15 protein-coding genes are annotated in these 15,288 nt (G+C 65.8%); 9 read left to right on the top strand and 6 right to left on the bottom strand.

Features of this window, described 5'->3' with window-relative positions; genetic code table 11:
• The first annotated feature begins 29 nt into the window (after positions 1 to 29).
• On the top strand, positions 30 to 977 hold the full coding sequence (locus MU558_RS10970) for a calcium/sodium antiporter (RefSeq protein ID WP_246966314.1): 948 nt from the start codon (positions 30 to 32) through the stop codon (positions 975 to 977).
• 64 nt (positions 978 to 1,041) lie between these two features.
• On the opposite strand, the gene MU558_RS10965 is transcribed toward MU558_RS10970, so the two are convergent.
• Entirely contained in the window at positions 1,042 to 1,575 is a 534-nt protein-coding gene (locus MU558_RS10965) for an HTH domain-containing protein (protein ID WP_246966313.1), read from the bottom strand.
• 6 nt (positions 1,576 to 1,581) lie between these two features.
• Positions 1,582 to 1,800 carry a MarR family transcriptional regulator gene (locus MU558_RS10960; RefSeq protein ID WP_246966312.1) on the bottom strand — a complete coding sequence of 73 codons (219 nt, stop codon included), beginning with the start codon at positions 1,798 to 1,800 and terminating at the stop codon, positions 1,582 to 1,584.
• A 297-nt stretch (positions 1,801 to 2,097) separates the two neighbouring features.
• On the opposite strand from MU558_RS10960, the gene MU558_RS10955 reads away from it, so the two are divergent.
• Positions 2,098 to 3,417, top strand: a complete 1,320-nt coding sequence (locus MU558_RS10955) for a D-aminoacyl-tRNA deacylase (RefSeq protein ID WP_246966311.1) — start codon at positions 2,098 to 2,100, stop codon at positions 3,415 to 3,417.
• Between the two features lie 157 nt (positions 3,418 to 3,574).
• Positions 3,575 to 4,705: a cell division protein FtsZ gene (ftsZ, locus tag MU558_RS10950; RefSeq protein WP_246966310.1), complete on the top strand. Its 1,131-nt coding sequence runs from the start codon at positions 3,575 to 3,577 to the stop codon at positions 4,703 to 4,705.
• A gap of 283 nt (positions 4,706 to 4,988) precedes the next feature.
• On the opposite strand, the gene MU558_RS10945 is transcribed toward ftsZ, so the two are convergent.
• The gene (locus MU558_RS10945; RefSeq protein ID WP_246966309.1) at positions 4,989 to 5,324 is read right to left on the bottom strand and encodes a 2Fe-2S iron-sulfur cluster-binding protein; all 336 of its coding nucleotides are present in this window, start codon (positions 5,322 to 5,324) and stop codon (positions 4,989 to 4,991) included.
• Positions 5,325 to 5,434: 110 nt separating this feature from the next.
• On the opposite strand from MU558_RS10945, the gene MU558_RS10940 reads away from it, so the two are divergent.
• Positions 5,435 to 6,838, top strand: a complete 1,404-nt coding sequence (locus MU558_RS10940) for a geranylgeranyl reductase family protein (protein WP_246966308.1) — start codon at positions 5,435 to 5,437, stop codon at positions 6,836 to 6,838.
• Positions 6,839 to 7,143: 305 nt separating this feature from the next.
• Here MU558_RS10940 and MU558_RS10935 read toward each other — a convergent pair whose 3' ends face one another.
• Positions 7,144 to 8,883, bottom strand: a complete 1,740-nt coding sequence (locus MU558_RS10935) for a M48 family metallopeptidase (RefSeq protein ID WP_246966307.1) — start codon at positions 8,881 to 8,883, stop codon at positions 7,144 to 7,146.
• A 214-nt stretch (positions 8,884 to 9,097) separates the two neighbouring features.
• A complete protein-coding gene (locus MU558_RS10930) occupies positions 9,098 to 10,387 on the bottom strand; it encodes an amidohydrolase (RefSeq protein WP_246966306.1) in 1,290 nt (429 codons plus the stop codon).
• A gap of 123 nt (positions 10,388 to 10,510) precedes the next feature.
• On the opposite strand from MU558_RS10930, the gene MU558_RS10925 reads away from it, so the two are divergent.
• The gene (locus MU558_RS10925; protein WP_246966305.1) at positions 10,511 to 12,073 is read left to right on the top strand and encodes a Na+/H+ antiporter NhaC family protein; all 1,563 of its coding nucleotides are present in this window, start codon (positions 10,511 to 10,513) and stop codon (positions 12,071 to 12,073) included.
• Positions 12,070 to 12,345: a DUF7513 family protein gene (locus tag MU558_RS10920; protein WP_246966304.1), complete on the top strand. Its 276-nt coding sequence runs from the start codon at positions 12,070 to 12,072 to the stop codon at positions 12,343 to 12,345. The genes MU558_RS10925 and MU558_RS10920 overlap by 4 nt, the downstream gene beginning before the upstream one ends.
• A gap of 86 nt (positions 12,346 to 12,431) precedes the next feature.
• Here the strand turns inward: MU558_RS10920 and MU558_RS10915 are convergent, their stop codons facing one another.
• Positions 12,432 to 12,767 (bottom strand): uS10/mL48 family ribosomal protein, encoded by a 336-nt coding sequence (locus MU558_RS10915; RefSeq protein WP_246966303.1) that lies wholly within the window; start codon positions 12,765 to 12,767, stop codon positions 12,432 to 12,434.
• Positions 12,768 to 12,877: 110 nt separating this feature from the next.
• On the opposite strand from MU558_RS10915, the gene MU558_RS10910 reads away from it, so the two are divergent.
• From MU558_RS10910 to MU558_RS10900, 3 genes are all read left to right on the top strand, one after another.
• The gene (locus MU558_RS10910) at positions 12,878 to 13,315 is read left to right on the top strand and encodes a bis(5'-nucleosyl)-tetraphosphatase (RefSeq protein ID WP_246966302.1); all 438 of its coding nucleotides are present in this window, start codon (positions 12,878 to 12,880) and stop codon (positions 13,313 to 13,315) included.
• Between the two features lie 110 nt (positions 13,316 to 13,425).
• On the top strand, positions 13,426 to 14,115 hold the full coding sequence (locus MU558_RS10905) for a DUF4013 domain-containing protein (protein WP_246966301.1): 690 nt from the start codon (positions 13,426 to 13,428) through the stop codon (positions 14,113 to 14,115).
• 126 nt (positions 14,116 to 14,241) lie between these two features.
• The gene (locus MU558_RS10900) at positions 14,242 to 15,276 is read left to right on the top strand and encodes a DUF5787 family protein (RefSeq protein WP_246966300.1); all 1,035 of its coding nucleotides are present in this window, start codon (positions 14,242 to 14,244) and stop codon (positions 15,274 to 15,276) included.
• Positions 15,277 to 15,288: the final 12 nt, after the last annotated feature.

The raw sequence follows: 15,288 nt of genomic DNA, 5'->3' as shown, positions 1-15,288 counted from the left end.
TTATACGACCCTCGAGAGTACTCCCGCGCATGCTCCTCGAGGGAGTCGCCCTCTATCTGTTACTGCTGGTTGGCGGCGTCGTCGCGCTGTACGCCGGTGCCGAGTTGCTCGTCGCCGGTGCGAGACGACTCGCACTCGGCCTCGGCCTCCGGGCGGCGACCGTCGGCGTGACGATCGTCGCCCTCGCGACGACCGCACCCGAACTGTTCGTCTCGATCATCGGCGCACTCGAGGTCTCCACGGACATCGGACTGGGCGCGATCGTGGGCTCGAACGTCGCGAACATCGGACTCGTCCTGGGCGTGTCGGCCCTGATCAGTCCGCTGACGATCAGCGGCACCACGATGCGCAGACACGTCCCCTTCATGGTGCTCGCTGCGGTGTTGTTGCCGATCCTCGGGCTGGACGGCCGGATCGGCCGACTCGAGGGACTGCTCTTCCTGCTCGTCCTCGCCGGGTTTACGGCCTACTTGCTGTACTATCTCGGTTCCGATCCCGCACCAGCGGTGGACGACCCCGACGCTGGAGCGGGGATCGCTGCCCGCGACGTCGTGTTCGTGATCGGTGGACTGCTCACGCTCGTGCTCGGGTCGCGCTGGCTCATCAGCGGCGGTCGCGGCGTTCTCTCCGCGATGGGCTTTTCGGACCTGTTCATCGGGCTGACCGTCCTCGCACTCGGCACCTCGCTGCCGGAACTCGCGGCGTCGGTCGTCGGCGCGATTCGGGGTCACGCCGAGTTTTCGGTCGGCAACGTCGTCGGCTCGAACATCTACAACGTTCTGGCGGTACTGGGCGTCGTCGCGCTGATCGCTCCCATCTCCATCTCCACGAGCACGCTTCGATTCGAACTTCCCGCGATGGTCGCGTTCACTCTCGGACTGGTCGCGATGATGGCCACCGGCGACCGATTGACGCGCATCGACGGCGCGATCCTCGTCGTGGGGTACGGCGCGTTCGTCTACCTGTTGTTCCCGTGAGCGCAGTCGACGCTACCTGACCGGCGATCGCGAAAAACGACGATTGCGGCGGCGAAACCGGCCGTCAGGCCGACGCGCGCTCCCGTTCGGCGGCGTCTACGTCGTCGGCTGCACCGTCATTTTCGAACGGCACTTCGATCGGATCCGACGCGTCCGACTCGAGCGCAGCGAGGCAGTCGGCGGCGGTGAACACGTCGTCGCCGTCCGAGCAGGGAGCGACACACTGGAGGTCGTCGTCCTCGTAGACGGCCAGACAGATCATCGGCACCACGAGTTCCGAGCGGGACGTCCGGGCGACCATCGACGAGACGTCGCGACGGTCGAACGCCGGACGGAGCGTGTAGCCGTTGCGGTCGGCCCAGGATCGAAACTCCGCGACCGCCGCAGCGACAGACGTGTCGACGCTCGCGACGGCGTCGGTTCCGCAGCGTCGACTCCAGGTCGAGACCTGGAGTTCGGCTATCTCGCCATCGGCCTCGAGCCGTCCCAGCCTGTCGACGACGTCGTCGACGACGTCGGCCACGGAGGCAGGGATACGCTCGCGAACCCGGAGTTCGACGCGTCTCGACCGTGAAGGGGTGGCGTTCGCTTCGGTCATGAGAGATCACACGCAGGCGTAGACGTGATCACGCTGTGCGACGAGTTCCAACTCCGTGAGCGAGTCGAGCACGCTCAGAATCGTGATCTTCTTGAGAGAGAGCAGTTCCTGCAGTTCGGTTACGGTGGCCCCATCCGTGACCAGCAAACAGAGGTACACGAGTTTCGCCCGCGGCGACGCGATTGCGTTCGGTACCGATGTACGACTTCGTTCATCGAGTTGCATGTACCGTCACGAAGGGCGGAGGTCTGGTATTGGTATACCCCTCCTAAATCCAGTAAATATCAGATTACGGTGGGGATTTCGGTTGAATCAGACCAGTTCCTAGTTGGTTTTTGGTAGCACGTCACATATACTCGTGGTGGGTGATGTCTATCTACATGATCAATCCGGGAGTGCGAGTGCAGCGCGGGACGGACACCGGCCCTCACCGACACGACGTCTCGCGAGAACGGACGGCGTCGGGTCGACGGCCGCGATCGAAGCGGAGCGTATTCAGGGTCGCGCCGTCGAGAGACTCGTGTGATCGCGATCGTCGAAAGCCGTGCCGACCGCGCCTCCGAGCACGTCTGTACGTTTCTCCGGGAGCTCGCCGACTGGGAACGACTCGAGGACGACACCCGTCCCGACGCCGAGGGCGGTGGCCGCTGGTATCGAACCGAGGGTGCCGAACTCCGATCGTTCGCCGATTTCCACCTCGACCTCGAGGGGCCCGTCGAGGCGTTCGACTGTGACCCCGACCTGCTCGTCTTCGCGTCGCGCCACTCCGGCGACACCGGCCCGCTGCTGACTGGCCACTTCACTGGCAACTTCGGGCCGGCGGAGTACGGCGGAGACGACCACGCACTCGCGGCGGCCTGTCCCAACGCGCTCGTTCGCCTGCTCGAGGCGTTCGACGAGTACGCACCCGAGGGCTACGACGTGGGCATGGAGTGTACCCACCACGGGCCGACCGACGTCGGGGTCCCCTCGCTGTTCGCGGAACTGGGAAGCGACGACGAGCAGTGGGACGACCCCGACGGGGCCGAGGCCGTCGCCCGGGCGATCCTCGCGCTCCGCGACGTCTCACCCCACCGGGACAGGCAGCTCGTCGGCTTCGGCGGCACCCACTACGTCCCCCGGTTCGAACGTATCGTCCGCGAGACCTCGTGGGCCGTCGGCCACGTCGGTTCGGAGTGGGCCCTCGAGGACATGGGCGACCCCGACGAACACCGTGACGTCCTCGAGGCAGCGTTCGACTGTAGCGAGGCCGACCTCGCCGTCGTCGAAGACGCGAGACCGGACCTCGAGGCCGTCCTCGAGGACCTCGGCTACCGCGTCGTGAGCGAGACCTGGCTCCGCGAGGTCGACGACCGCCCGCTCGAGACAGTCGAGTCGATCGAGCGCGAACTCGGGGCCATCGACGACGGCGTCCGATTCGGGACGCGACGGACGGGCTCGTTTACCGTCGTCGACCTCCCCGTCGAGGTGATCGAGGCGGCCGAGGGGATCGACCCCGACCGGGTCTGGGAGGCCGTCGAGGAGCGAACGGTCGCGTTCGAGACCACGAACGGCGCGAGTCGCGTCGGCGAACGGGCTGCAATCGACGACGAGGACGTCCGTGAGGCGATCGTCGAGGCGCTCGCAGCCGTCCTCGAGAAGAAGTACGATTCGGTTCGGATCGAACGCGACGCCGTCGTCGTCGAGGAGCGTGCGTTCGATCCGAACCGCGCCAGCGAACTGGGCGTCCCGGAGGGACCGAAGTTCGGCCAGCTCGCGGCGGGCGAAGCGGTGGAAGTCGACGGCGAACTGGTCAGTCCCGAGGCAGTTCGCGTCGACGAAACGCACAGGTTCTCGATCTGACCGGTAGTAAAGACGACGGTAATAACTTTTAGTCGCAGCCTCGACCGGGGTAGCCGGCGTACGGATCTGGACAAGTAAAACGAAATTTCGTTGTCAGACGGATGTCTGACGTGTAGGGGAAAGGTAATTACACTCCATATACTATACCGGGCCAAGAATGGACTCGATTGTCGAAGACGCTATCGACGAGGCCGAAGACGGGGGGCAAGCGGAGTTCTCCGGGGAGGTCGATTCGAATGCGGAGAACGCGTCGGGGACGATGACCGACGACGAACTGGCCGACGTACTCGAGGACCTCCAGACGGACATCACGGTCGTCGGCTGTGGCGGTGCCGGCGGTAACACCGTCGACCGCATGCAACAGGAGGGGATCCACGGTGCGAAACTCGTCGCCGCCAACACCGACGTCCAGCACCTCGTGGAGATCGAGGCCGACACAAAGATCCTGATGGGCGAGCAGAAGACCGGCGGTCGCGGTGCCGGCTCGCTCCCGCAGGTCGGCGAGGAGGCCGCCCTCGAGAGCCAGCAGGACATCTACGACGCCATCGAGGGCTCGGACATGGTGTTTGTCACCGCCGGACTCGGCGGCGGCACCGGCACTGGCTCGGCCCCGGTCGTCGCGAAGGCGGCCCGCGAGGCCGGCGCGTTGACTATCTCGATCGTCACGACGCCCTTTACCGCGGAAGGTGAGGTCCGGCGGACCAACGCCGAAGCCGGCCTCGAGCGCCTGCGTGACGTCTCCGATACGGTCATCGTCGTCCCGAACGACCGCCTGCTCGACTCGGTCGGCAAACTCCCCGTCAAACAGGCGTTCAAGGTGAGCGACGAGGTGTTGATGCGCTCGGTGAAAGGGATCACCGAACTCATCACGAAGCCCGGTCTCGTCAACCTGGACTTCGCCGACGTGCGAACCGTCATGGAACGGGGCGGCGTCGCCATGATCGGCCTCGGCGAGGCCGACTCGGAGGCGAAAGCCGAAGACTCCGTGAAGACGGCACTGCGATCGCCCTTGCTCGACGTCGACATCTCCGGGGCGAACTCCGCGCTCGTCAACGTCACCGGTGGCAACGACATGTCCATCGAGGAAGCCGAGGGCGTCGTCGAGGAAATCTACGACCGCATCGACCCCGACGCGCGCATCATCTGGGGCACCTCGATCGACGAATCTCTCGAGGGGTCGATGCGAACGATGATCGTCGTCACCGGCGTCGAGTCCCCGCAGATCTACGGCCGTCCCGAGAGCGAGGCCGTCCAGCCCGGCGACGACGACATCGACTTCGTCGACTGACGGCCTCGAGCGCGTTCTCCTCGTCCGTTCGGAGACGCCGTTTTCACGCCGGCCGTGACCGTCGCGGCGAGTCGTACGGCCCACGAGTCCATCCGCGCCGATCCGGCGCAGTCCGTATTCTCGAGTCCATAACTGATACTACTGGACAACACGATTCACACATCGATCGCACTCGAACGGCCATCGCCAGCGGCGACGGGCCGTGAGACGCGATCGAACGTGCACTGACTGCGTAGTATAAAAGCGAGAGAGACGTCTGTCGGCGATCGAAACGCCGGGTCGCTCAGTCGTCCGCCGTCGCCGCTTCGCTCGAGGACCGCGCGTCGACGTCGTCCTCGATGCTCTGCGGGTACTTCCCGCGCTCGAGTTTTAGATCCGACTGCGGGCGGGCCATGCAGGTCAGCGCGTACTGTTCGGCCTCCGCCTCGGTGAGCCCGCGGGCGGCGGGCTGGGTGACCTCGCCCTCGAGGATCTCCGCCGAACACGCCAGACACATCCCGACGCGACAGGAGTACTCCTGGGCGATCCCCTCCTCGAGACAGCGGCTGAGAATCGTCTCCGTGTCCGAACACGTGATGGTTTCGCCCGTGCCGACGAACTCGACGGTGTACTCTGTCATGGCCCCGGATACGGGTAGCCCGGACTTTACTTTTTATGGACGTTTTGGCCCCTGGAAAGCGACAGATTGCAAGAAAAACGTTTTCTCGTTCCGGACTACACACACGGGTTATGAGTACCCAGGAACAGTCCGCCGACGCCGCGAGGGCGACCCAGTCGCCGGATGCGGTCGTCGTCGGCGCGGGGACCGCCGGCTGTTACGCCGCGGCGACGATCGCTCGAGCCGGCTACGACGTCATCGTCCTCGAGCGAAAGACGGAGGAGGAAGCGGGACACATCGCCTGTGGCGACGCCCTGAAGGGGGCCGACGCCTTCCCCGAGGCGATCCCCAAGGAGAAACTCGAGCCCGCGTTTACGAACACCGGCGTCGACCACGGCCGCTTCGAGATTCCACAGGAGGACACCGTCCTCGAGATCCCGATTCCGGGAGAACTCGCGGTCATCGACCGCTGGAAGTACGGACGACTGATCATCGAGGGTGCGAGCGAAGCGGGCGCAGAGTTTCACTACGACACCGTCGTCCAGGACGTCCTCCAGGACGGCGACGGTCGAGTGACGGGCGTGACGGCGACCCGGAACGGCCAGCCCCGAACTTACGAGGCCGACGTCGTGATCGACGGGGCGGGCTCGCTCTCGCTGTTGCAGGACAAGGTCGACTTCTCCTCGTCGACGTTCGACACGAACGTCAACTACTCGCAGTTCTGTTCGGCCTACCGGGAGATCGTCCACGTCGAGGAGCCGGTCGAGTGGTCCGACGCACTGGTGTTCAAGCCGACCGAACGCGCGGCGGGCTACCTCTGGTACTTCCCGCGTACCGACACCGAGATAAACGCCGGCCTCGGCTTCCAGATGACCGAGGAGCCGATGAAACTCGTCGAAGACCTGAAACGCGACCTCCGCGACCGCGAGGAGTTTTCTGGCGCGCGCGTGGAGGACAAACTCGGCGCGGCCCTCCCCACCCGCCGGCCGTACGACTCCGCCGTCCACCCCGGGTTCGTGGCCGTCGGCGACGCGGCAGGACACGTCAACCCGACCACCGGCGGCGGCATCGCGGGCGCGGCGTACGCCGGCAAGTACGCAGCCGACCAGGTGATCGAGGCCCTCGAGTCCGGCGACGTCAGCGAGGAGACCCTCTGGCGGTACAACGAGCGCGTGATGGACCACTACGGCGCACGCTACGCCGCGCTGGACGTCTACAACATCCTCTCGACGGCCGTCGACGTCGACGACCTGATGGGGCTGCTCGCGGCGATGCCCGGCGACAAACTCGCCGAGGCGCTCTACTCCGGCAGCACGAACATCGGCTGGAAGCTCAAACTCGAGGCCCTGCTCAAGAGCCGCGGCCACTGGGGAACGATCTGGAACCTCTACCAGACGAAGCGCCGCGCCGACGAGATCCTCGCCCACTACGAGCGCTACCCCTCGAGTCCGGACGGGCTCGCCGACTGGCAACGCGAGCGCGACGATCTGATGGAAGGGGTCTACGAGACGACGGGGGCCGATCCCAAGTATTAGCACCGACCTTTTGCTCTGCGGGCCGTGCCGCCCTCGGCAAAAGCTCGAGCAAACGCCCCCTCCTTTCTCTCCGCTCGCATTGCTCACTTCGAGCCATAACGCTTGCTGTAGTCATCACCGGAGCAACCACGAGCTGTCTGGCGGTTTTCGGAAAACAGGAACGGCAGACATTGTCAGTCGTCGTCCCGCTCGCTCACTCCGTTCGCTCGCGGTGGGTGACGGTGGGCCGCCTGCCCTCCCCCGGGTCGCGGGCTTCTCACGGGGTTCGAAGCCCGCTCCCGGCCGGCGGTCGGGATGGTCGTCGATCACCCGACGTACGACCGGAGCCGTTCGACGCGCTTCTCGGTCGGTGGATGTGTCCCGAAAACCGTGCGTGCGACGAACCGACGCGTGCGATCGAAAAAGCGGTGTTCCTCCCACGGCGGCGGCACGATCGAGAACGCAGCCGCGGTCCCACGGTCGCGCAGGTCCGTCGTCGGGCGAGCCTCGAGGTCGCGATCGAGCGTCTCGAGGGCGCTCGCCAGCGCTGCGGGGTCGCCGGTGATCGCGACGGCCCCGTCGTCGGCAGCGTACTCCCGGCCCCGCGAGACGAGGAAGACGTACCACTGGCTCGCGGCTCGGACCAGCATCGAGAGGGGCTCGACGACGGGGTTGTAGCCGTACCGGCTGCGGGCGAGTTTCGCGACGGCACCGGGCGCAGACAGCGCCGTCAGCACCGCGGCATCCCGGTTGGCGACGTGGGCAAGTTCGTGTGCGGCCACGGCCTCGAGTTCGCGCTCGGAGAGCGTCTCGACCAGTCCTCGAGAGCAGACGAGCGTCGATCCAGCGGGGCGATAGCCCACCGTCAGTGCGACGGGAGTCTCGTGCTCGAGCACTCTTATCTCGGGTGCCGGGAGGTCGGCCTGTCCAGCGATACGAGTGACGATCGACTGGAGAGAGGCGTGAGCCGAGGCGTCGTCGACGGCCGAGCGGTCGGAACTCGAGCCTGCGACTCCGACGACCTGTCTCGTCGATTCGCCGTGCGCGAGGGTCTCGAGGTCGAACTGTCCCTCGAGGTTCCGGAGGATGGCGGTGTCGGCAGCGAACTCCGCGCGAATCGCACCGCCGACGTGGATGCCCACGAACGCGACGGCACTTACGGCGGCAAGCGAGACGGCGATCGTCTCGGCGGATGCGAGGGTCGCTGCCCAGTAGCTGCATCCAGCCGCAACGAGTACGGCGACGGTCGCCGGGATGGCTGGATGACGGCCCACGGTCCGCTCGAGCCGGGCGCGAACACGCCGGACCTCATCCGTGATGCCGTAGACGTCGTCGGGATCGACGGGCACCTCCTCGGCGCTTTCGGCGGCGCGGTGCTCGACGGCGTCTCGCATTCGATCGACGTGGTCGGGAGCGAGGATCGAACCAACGACGAGCCAGCAGAGCGCGGCCACGACGAGGAGGGCGAACCCGGGCCAGTAGGCGACGCTGAGGTAGCCGACGGCGAAGACGCCCACGACGAGCCAGTTGCCGCCGGCCGTGCGCTCGTCGTCGACGTCGTCTCTCGAGCGGAGCCACTCGTGAGCGGACCAGACGTAGCCGGCCGTCAGCAGGTAGAAAAACGCGAGCAAGACGAGGAGTGCAAACACCGTCTCGGGAAGTGCCGAGCGCAAGAACGGTAACGTGGCCAGCGCGATCAGCAGCGACGAGAGCAACAGTACGTACGAGGCGAGTTCCACGGTGCCCTGGGCGAGCGCACCCGCCGGTGCCGAGCGTTCGCGAGCCGTCCGGACGGTCCGAAGCGACAGTTCGACGATCGCCAGACAGGGAACGGCAACGGCGACGACGAGCGTGACGGCGAGCGCTTCGCCGGCGAGTCCGGAGACGGCATCGGGGAGATACTCTGGTGACGAAAGTGCCGCCACGCCGTAGTGAATGCCCGCGTAGACGGGGACGGCGACGAGCAGGAGGGCCGCGCCGATGACGGCACTCGAGAGCACGAGACAGCAGGCGGCGGCGACGACCGTCCGGACGAGGAGGCTGGCGCGGGTACGGACCGACGTCACGGCGGAGCCACCTCGTGCGGGCACGGACTGGATCGGATGGAGGGACACTGTTGGGGACGCACGTTGGTCGAACGATCGAGTTCGAGCGTCAAATAGGTCACTCTGGTTGCCTACAGAACGAATCTCATCGTCTCGTACGGACGACTGTCGATCACTTCCAGTGCAACTGCGGCCGGCCTGCGGGTGCACCGGAAAATCGGTACAGCAGATCCTATCAGGGATGCTCGTGACCGATCCGTTCGATCGTCTCAGCGAGCGTCTCGACGCCGTGTCGGATGCTCTCCTCGTCGACGTCGAACGTCGAGGTGTGGTGGCCGCCGGGGTGGTCAGTGCCGACGCCGACGTAGCAGGCGAGGCCACCGTGTTCCTGGACCGTCTGCATGAGGTACGTAGCGTCCTCGCTCCCGCCGAGGTCGTCGCGCTCGAGGATCCGGTCGACGCCGTCGACCTCGCGGGCGACGTCGCCGACGATCGAGACGAGCGCGTCGTCGCTGCGCGCGCTCGGCGCTTCCGCGCCGGTCTCGATCTCGACCTCGCAGTCGTGCATCTCCGCCGCCGACCGGAGGATCCTGCGGGCGTGCTCGTTCGTGTACTCCATCAGTTCGGTCGTCTCGCCGCGCACTTCGGCGACGACGCGTGCCTCCTCGGCGACGATGTTGGCCGCGGTACCACCCTCGACGACGCCCGCATTGACCCGGGTCGCGCCGTCCGCGTGCCGGGGGATCGCATAGAGGTTCTGGACGGCCGTCGCGAGCGCCTGGATCGCGTTTCGTCCCTCCTCCGGGCGCGCGCCGGCGTGAGAGGATTCGCCCGTGAACGTCGCCTCGAGGTGGCTCACCGCGAGGAAGCCGTCGATGCCGGCGACGATCTCACCCGTGGGGTGATCGAGGCCGACGTGGGTCGCGAGCAGGTAGTCGACGTCCTCGATGTGCTCGCTTTTCGCCATCGACTTGCCGCCGCCGACGATCTCCTCTGCGGGCTGGAAGAAGACCTTCAGCGTACCCGAGAAGTCGCTCTCCTGGACGGCCTCGAGGACGCCGATCCCGATCGTCGCGTGGGCGTCGTGACCGCAGGCGTGCATCGCGCCCTCGTGTTCCGAGCGAAAGCCTTCGGCGGCGGGGCGGTGTTCGGAATCCGCCGACTCCTCGAGCGGCAGGGCGTCGACGTCGACACGGAGGCCGACGGTCGGTCCCTCGCCGCGGTCGAGGACCGCGACGGCACCCGTGTATCCGCCCTCGAGTTTCTCGAGGACGGCCTCGTCTGCACCCGCATCGCGGGCGCGTTCGTACCACTCCTCGAGTTCTGCCTCGTCCGGAACGCCCATGCGATGGTCGCCCGCGATGGCCTCGCGGCCGACGTACAGTTCGTCGAGGTCGAAATCGAGGTCCTCGAGGGCCGCGACGATTCGCGCGGTGGTGTAGAACTCCCGCCAGGCGGGCTCCGGTTTCCGGTGGAGTTCGCGTCGAAGGTCGATCAGTCGGTCGTCCGTGGCCTGCTGACTCATGCCCGCATAGTGGGGCGTTCACCACTAAAATGATCGTCTTTCGGCACTGGAGACGCCCGACGTCGGCCAAGCGGCGGGATCGGGAATACAGTTATAGGTTCGAACATTGTCGTAGCAGGGACGATGAGCAACGCTAACGATAGACCCGGCGACGAATTCACGCAGGTGACCGGTTCGGAGGAGCCACGGATCGAGTTCTACGGTGGACGTGGGATGAGTGCGCTCCCGATCCTGATCTTCATCGCGTGGGCGATCTTCCAGACGGCGCTGTTGCGCATCGCCGACGAACCCGGCCTCGTCGCCGGCATGCTGATCGGATTGATCGTGGGAATGTTCTTCGTGAAAGGGAGCTGGACGACCTACGCGAGTACGATCTTCGAGGGGATGACCCAGCCGGTCGCCGTGACGGCGATCGTCGCCTGGATCTGGGCGGGGATGTTCTCTACGACCCTCCAGGCGGGAGGCTTCGTCAGCGGCCTGGTGTGGCTCGCAGACGTGCTCGGAATCGGCGCGACCCTGTTTCCCGCCGCGACGTTCCTGCTTGCGGGACTGCTCGCGACCGGTATCGGCACCGGCTACGGGACGACGGTCGCGTTCGTCATCCTGTTTTTCCCGGCCGGGATACTGCTCGGCGCGAATCCCGTCTTGCTGTTCGGCGCGATCCTCTCCGGTGCGATCTTCGGTGACAACCTCGCGCCCGTCAGCGACACGACGATCGTGAGCGCGGTCACGCAAGACTCGGACATCGGCGGTGTCGTCGCCTCGCGGTTCAAGTACGCCGTCGTCGCCGCGGTACTCGCGCTGGTCGCCTACGTCGTCGCGAGCGCGTCGATGCCCGGCCTCGACGTCACTGGCGATCAGGCCGAGATCCTCGTCGAGGAGAGCAACCCAATCGGCCTCGTTCACCTCCTCTCGATGGCCGTCGTCATCGGAACGGCAGTGGCGGGGCGACACATCATCGAGGCGATCTCCTGGGGAATCGTCGTCGCGTTCGTGCTCAACGTCGCCCTCGGCCTCGCGCCGATCTCGAGTATGGTCGTCTTCCGCGCCCCCGCGGACGCACCGCTCGCCGACGCCCTCGCCGGTCTGCCAATCATCGAAATCGTCACGGAAACGAGTGACCTCAGCGTCGGCGTCGGCGGTAGCATCTACTCCGGCGCGCAAGGCTTTTTCGCGCTGAGCATCCTCGTGCTGTTCATCATCGCCGCCGCCCAGATCATGATCCGCGGCGGGGCGTTCCAGGCGGCACTCGACTGGTCGCTCGAGAACGTCGCGACGAACGTTCGCAACGCCGAGTTGACGATGGTCGGGTCGTCGATCCTCATCAACGCCGCGATCACGATCAACACCGCCGCGGAGGTCGCCATCGCGCCCTACATCGCCAAAGTGGGCGAGCGGTTCAACATCAACGGCTACCGACGCGCGAACATCCTGGACGCCAACACGTCCGCACTCGGTTACATTTTCCCCTGGTCCGGGGGCGTTCTCGTGGGCTTTTCCGCGATGAGCGACCTCCCGGACGAGTACGAGTGGTTCACGGAGGCGATGGTCGTCAACCCGGCAGACGTCTTCCCGTACGTCTTCCACGGCTGGCTGCTCGTGGCCGTGTTCCTCCTCGCGGCGCTGACCGGCTTCGGTCGCGAGTACGTCATCGACCGCCAGTCCGAGGAGGTGGCGCGCGTATGAGCCTCCTCGGGAAGTACCTGAAGGGATGGCGGTTCCGCAGTGACCAGCCCGACCTCCCAGTGAACGAAGAGGTCGCGGTGTTCGTCACCGAACGGAACAGCGACGGAACCGGCGTCGCACAGATCGGCGACACGACGCTGTACGTCGAAGGTGTCGAGGCAGAGCACCTCGAAAAACGCGTCCTCGTACACGTGACCGAGTACGATCCACAGGAGGGCGTCGGCCGCGGCGAGTTCCGCGAGGTCGTCGGCGAGAGTTCCTACACGACCTGATACTGTCTGCTGTACCTGTTTTCCGAAAACCGCCGGACTGCTCGCGGTTTTCGTGAAATGACGTACAGCAGACGTTATAAAACAGCTTAGTTTCGTCGCCCCATTCCGTGGATCTGTTCGATCTCGACCTCGACGTGTATCGAGTCGGGAAACTCCCGCGCGGCGGCGTTGCGCGCGAACTCGTCGTGGCCGTGGATCTCGAGTTCTCGCGTAAAGACGGTGTAGTTCCACGAGGGGAACATCCGTTCGTCGTCGGCGTGGAGCCGTCGGTGCTGGGGTGCGCTGAGTTTCTGGGGTGGATTGGAGTGGGGGCCTTTCAGTTCCGCGCCCTTGCGCTCGGCGGTCGATTTGATGTCCTCGACGATCCCCTCGAGTGCGGCTCTGTCGCCGCTTTGAAGCGTGAGACGGGTGACGAAGGTCATGGTTCGCTTGTACACTCGTCCACGGTCGCGCCGTAAAAACTTGCTGAGACGCGCCCACGACGAATCGGCGGTCCGATATTCTCTTAACTACTCATACGTTATCTTGGGTAATGGCAGTCGAAGCTACGAGCGCAGGCGCGATCCTCTTCCGCGACACGCGGGGCCGGCGCGAGTATCTTCTACTCAAGAGCCGCCCGGGCGACTGGGAGTTTCCGAAGGGCGGTGTCGAAGGAGACGAAGAGCTACAACAGACGGCGATCCGCGAAGTAAAGGAAGAGGCAGGTATCGAGCAGTTTCGACTCATCGACGGCTTTCGCAAGGACTACGACTACGTCTTCGAGGCGAACGGCAAGACCATCCACAAGACCGTTCACCTCTTTATCGCGAAATCCTACGAGGCGAGTGCGGAACTTTCGAACGAACATCGCGACCTACAGTGGCGCGACTACGAACAGGCGATAAACACCGTCACCCAGGACGGCCCCCGCGAGATCCTAGAGGACGCCCACGAGTTCCTCGACGACCTCGAGGAGGACGACGACCTCTAGATCGCCCTCCAGCGGTCGGTCGTCGGAGAAAGCGGCTGCGGCGAGAGCGGTTGCACTCTCCGACCCGTTGTAGGTGATTTTATAATACCGTGACGTGTCGTCACCGTCATATGCTAGAGGATGGATTGTCGTACCCAGCTCGCGGTGATTGGATCGGTCGGATACTCATCGGTGGCGTACTCGGGTTCTTCTCGTTTCTCTTCGTTCCCCTGTTTTTCCTGCTGGGGTACTTCGTCCGCGTCCTCGAGACGTCGATCGAGGGTGCGGACGAACCGCCAGCGTTCGACGACTGGGGCGAGTTGTTCGTCACGGGACTCGTCGCGTTCGTGATCACGTTCGCGTACTCGATCGTCCCGGTCGTCGTCTACTCGGTCGTCGTCTTCGGCCTGATCGGTGCCGGGGGCGCGATCGGCGGCGACGGCGGCGGGTTGCTGGCCGGCCTCGGATTTCTGTCGATGCTGGCGTTTCTCCCGCTGCTGTTGCTTATCTACTACATCGTTCCGGCAGCGCTCGCGAACTACGCCCGTCGCGGGACACTCGGTGCCGGATTCGACGTCGATGCGATCAAGCCCGTCGTCCTGAGCGTCGACTACCTGATCGCGGTGCTCCTGCCGCTGGTCGTCGCGTTCGTCGTCTGGATCGTCGTCGGCATCCTCTTTGCCACGATCGTCGGTGCCCTGGTCGTGCCGTTCGTCCAGTTCTACGCGCAGGTCGCGATCTTCCGGATGTTCGGGCTCGCATTCGCCGAGGTCCAGGGAAGCGAGTCGACCGGGACCGGCCCCGCCGCGCCGTCGGTCTGATACGGTCTGCTGTCCCTATTTTCCGTAGCGACCGCCCGACGGGACGCGGTCGGTGCGGGAAGAACGGACAGTAGTCCGTATGGAAAGAGCCAACGTTTTCTCCGTGGACGCCCTCGAGCCGTCCCAGTGACGTTCGACGCCGAGTTCGTCTTCGAACTCCGAACCTGCAGGTGGGCAGAACGGACGTGGCCACCGGAGGCGACGACCGACGAGACGATCCTCGTCGCCCGCCAGCTCGGCACGAAGCGGCGACGCTGGGACACGATCGTCCTCGAGTGCGATCCCGACGGCCTCCGGAACCGGGCACGATTCGGCCGGAAGCGTCTCGACGGCGACCTCCTCGACGTGATCCGCCACGCACCCGAGGAGTGGGGCTACTACCGCGACGTCCTCCCAGATCCCGGCTACCCGTGGCGATACGTCCGCGAGTCGATCCACGAGGCCGACGAGCGGGGCATCCTCGAGACGCGCCGGAACGGCAACCGCATCGAGATCCGCCGGAAGTGGGCCTACCCCGACTGGCTTCGTCGAATCGTCGCCATCGAGAACAAGCCCGACCTCGACGCCAGCGCCGCCCGCGTCCTCGGCGACCAGCTCGAGTACGACGTCGCGATGGGGCTGGCAGACGAGGCCTGGGTCGCGACGCGCGCGACCGGCGAGCGCGTCGAACCGGCGCTGTTCGAAGACCTCCCGGTCGAGGTCGGCATCGTGGCGCTCGACCCGGAGACGCTCGAGGCCGACGTGGCGTGGTATCCCCGGGCGCTCGCGGTCGAGAAACCGGGAACGCGAATCCTCGAGCGGCCGTCCGGTGGCGAACGCGACGACTCGGCCGCCCGCTTCGAGTACGTCGACCCCGACGGGAAGGCGACGACGCGACTCGAGATCGCAGAACGGGCCTACGAACGCGGCTTTCGGTCGTTCGTCGACACGATGCGCCCGGACTGTCGATGGTTCGAACTCCGCAGTCGGGACCAGTTCCTCCCGTTCTGTGCGGCCACGGGGCGGTGTCAGACGGCCGCGGAGTGTTCGGGGTCGTGTCCGTCGTTCGAACCCGAGCCGCCGGCCTGGCGACAGCGTGGCTGGCCGATCGAGGGCGGGCCGGGAAAACGGTGTCGGACGCTGCTCGCGGAGCGGCGACGGCGACGACGGCCCGAGTTGTAGCCCGAATTAGCG

Origin of the sequence: Natribaculum luteum (assembly GCF_023008545.1) — an archaeon.
GTDB classification, from domain to species: domain Archaea; phylum Halobacteriota; class Halobacteria; order Halobacteriales; family Natrialbaceae; genus Natribaculum; species Natribaculum luteum.
This window is presented reverse-complemented; position numbering and strand designations above follow the sequence as displayed.

What these genes read in the sequence shown, in the direction of transcription:
- MU558_RS10970 (WP_246966314.1), top strand. Translation starts at nt 30, where the DNA reads ATGCTCCTCGAGGGAGTCGCCCTCTATCTGTTACTGCTGGTTGGCGGC.
- MU558_RS10965 (WP_246966313.1), bottom strand. Translation starts at nt 1,575, where the DNA reads ATGACCGAAGCGAACGCCACCCCTTCACGGTCGAGACGCGTCGAACTC.
- MU558_RS10960 (WP_246966312.1), bottom strand. Translation starts at nt 1,800, where the DNA reads ATGCAACTCGATGAACGAAGTCGTACATCGGTACCGAACGCAATCGCG.
- ftsZ (WP_246966310.1), top strand. Translation starts at nt 3,575, where the DNA reads ATGGACTCGATTGTCGAAGACGCTATCGACGAGGCCGAAGACGGGGGG.
- MU558_RS10945 (WP_246966309.1), bottom strand. Translation starts at nt 5,324, where the DNA reads ATGACAGAGTACACCGTCGAGTTCGTCGGCACGGGCGAAACCATCACG.
- MU558_RS10940 (WP_246966308.1), top strand. Translation starts at nt 5,435, where the DNA reads ATGAGTACCCAGGAACAGTCCGCCGACGCCGCGAGGGCGACCCAGTCG.
- MU558_RS10930 (WP_246966306.1), bottom strand. Translation starts at nt 10,387, where the DNA reads ATGAGTCAGCAGGCCACGGACGACCGACTGATCGACCTTCGACGCGAA.
- MU558_RS10925 (WP_246966305.1), top strand. Translation starts at nt 10,511, where the DNA reads ATGAGCAACGCTAACGATAGACCCGGCGACGAATTCACGCAGGTGACC.
- MU558_RS10920 (WP_246966304.1), top strand. Translation starts at nt 12,070, where the DNA reads ATGAGCCTCCTCGGGAAGTACCTGAAGGGATGGCGGTTCCGCAGTGAC.
- MU558_RS10915 (WP_246966303.1), bottom strand. Translation starts at nt 12,767, where the DNA reads ATGACCTTCGTCACCCGTCTCACGCTTCAAAGCGGCGACAGAGCCGCA.
- MU558_RS10910 (WP_246966302.1), top strand. Translation starts at nt 12,878, where the DNA reads ATGGCAGTCGAAGCTACGAGCGCAGGCGCGATCCTCTTCCGCGACACG.
- MU558_RS10905 (WP_246966301.1), top strand. Translation starts at nt 13,426, where the DNA reads ATGCTAGAGGATGGATTGTCGTACCCAGCTCGCGGTGATTGGATCGGT.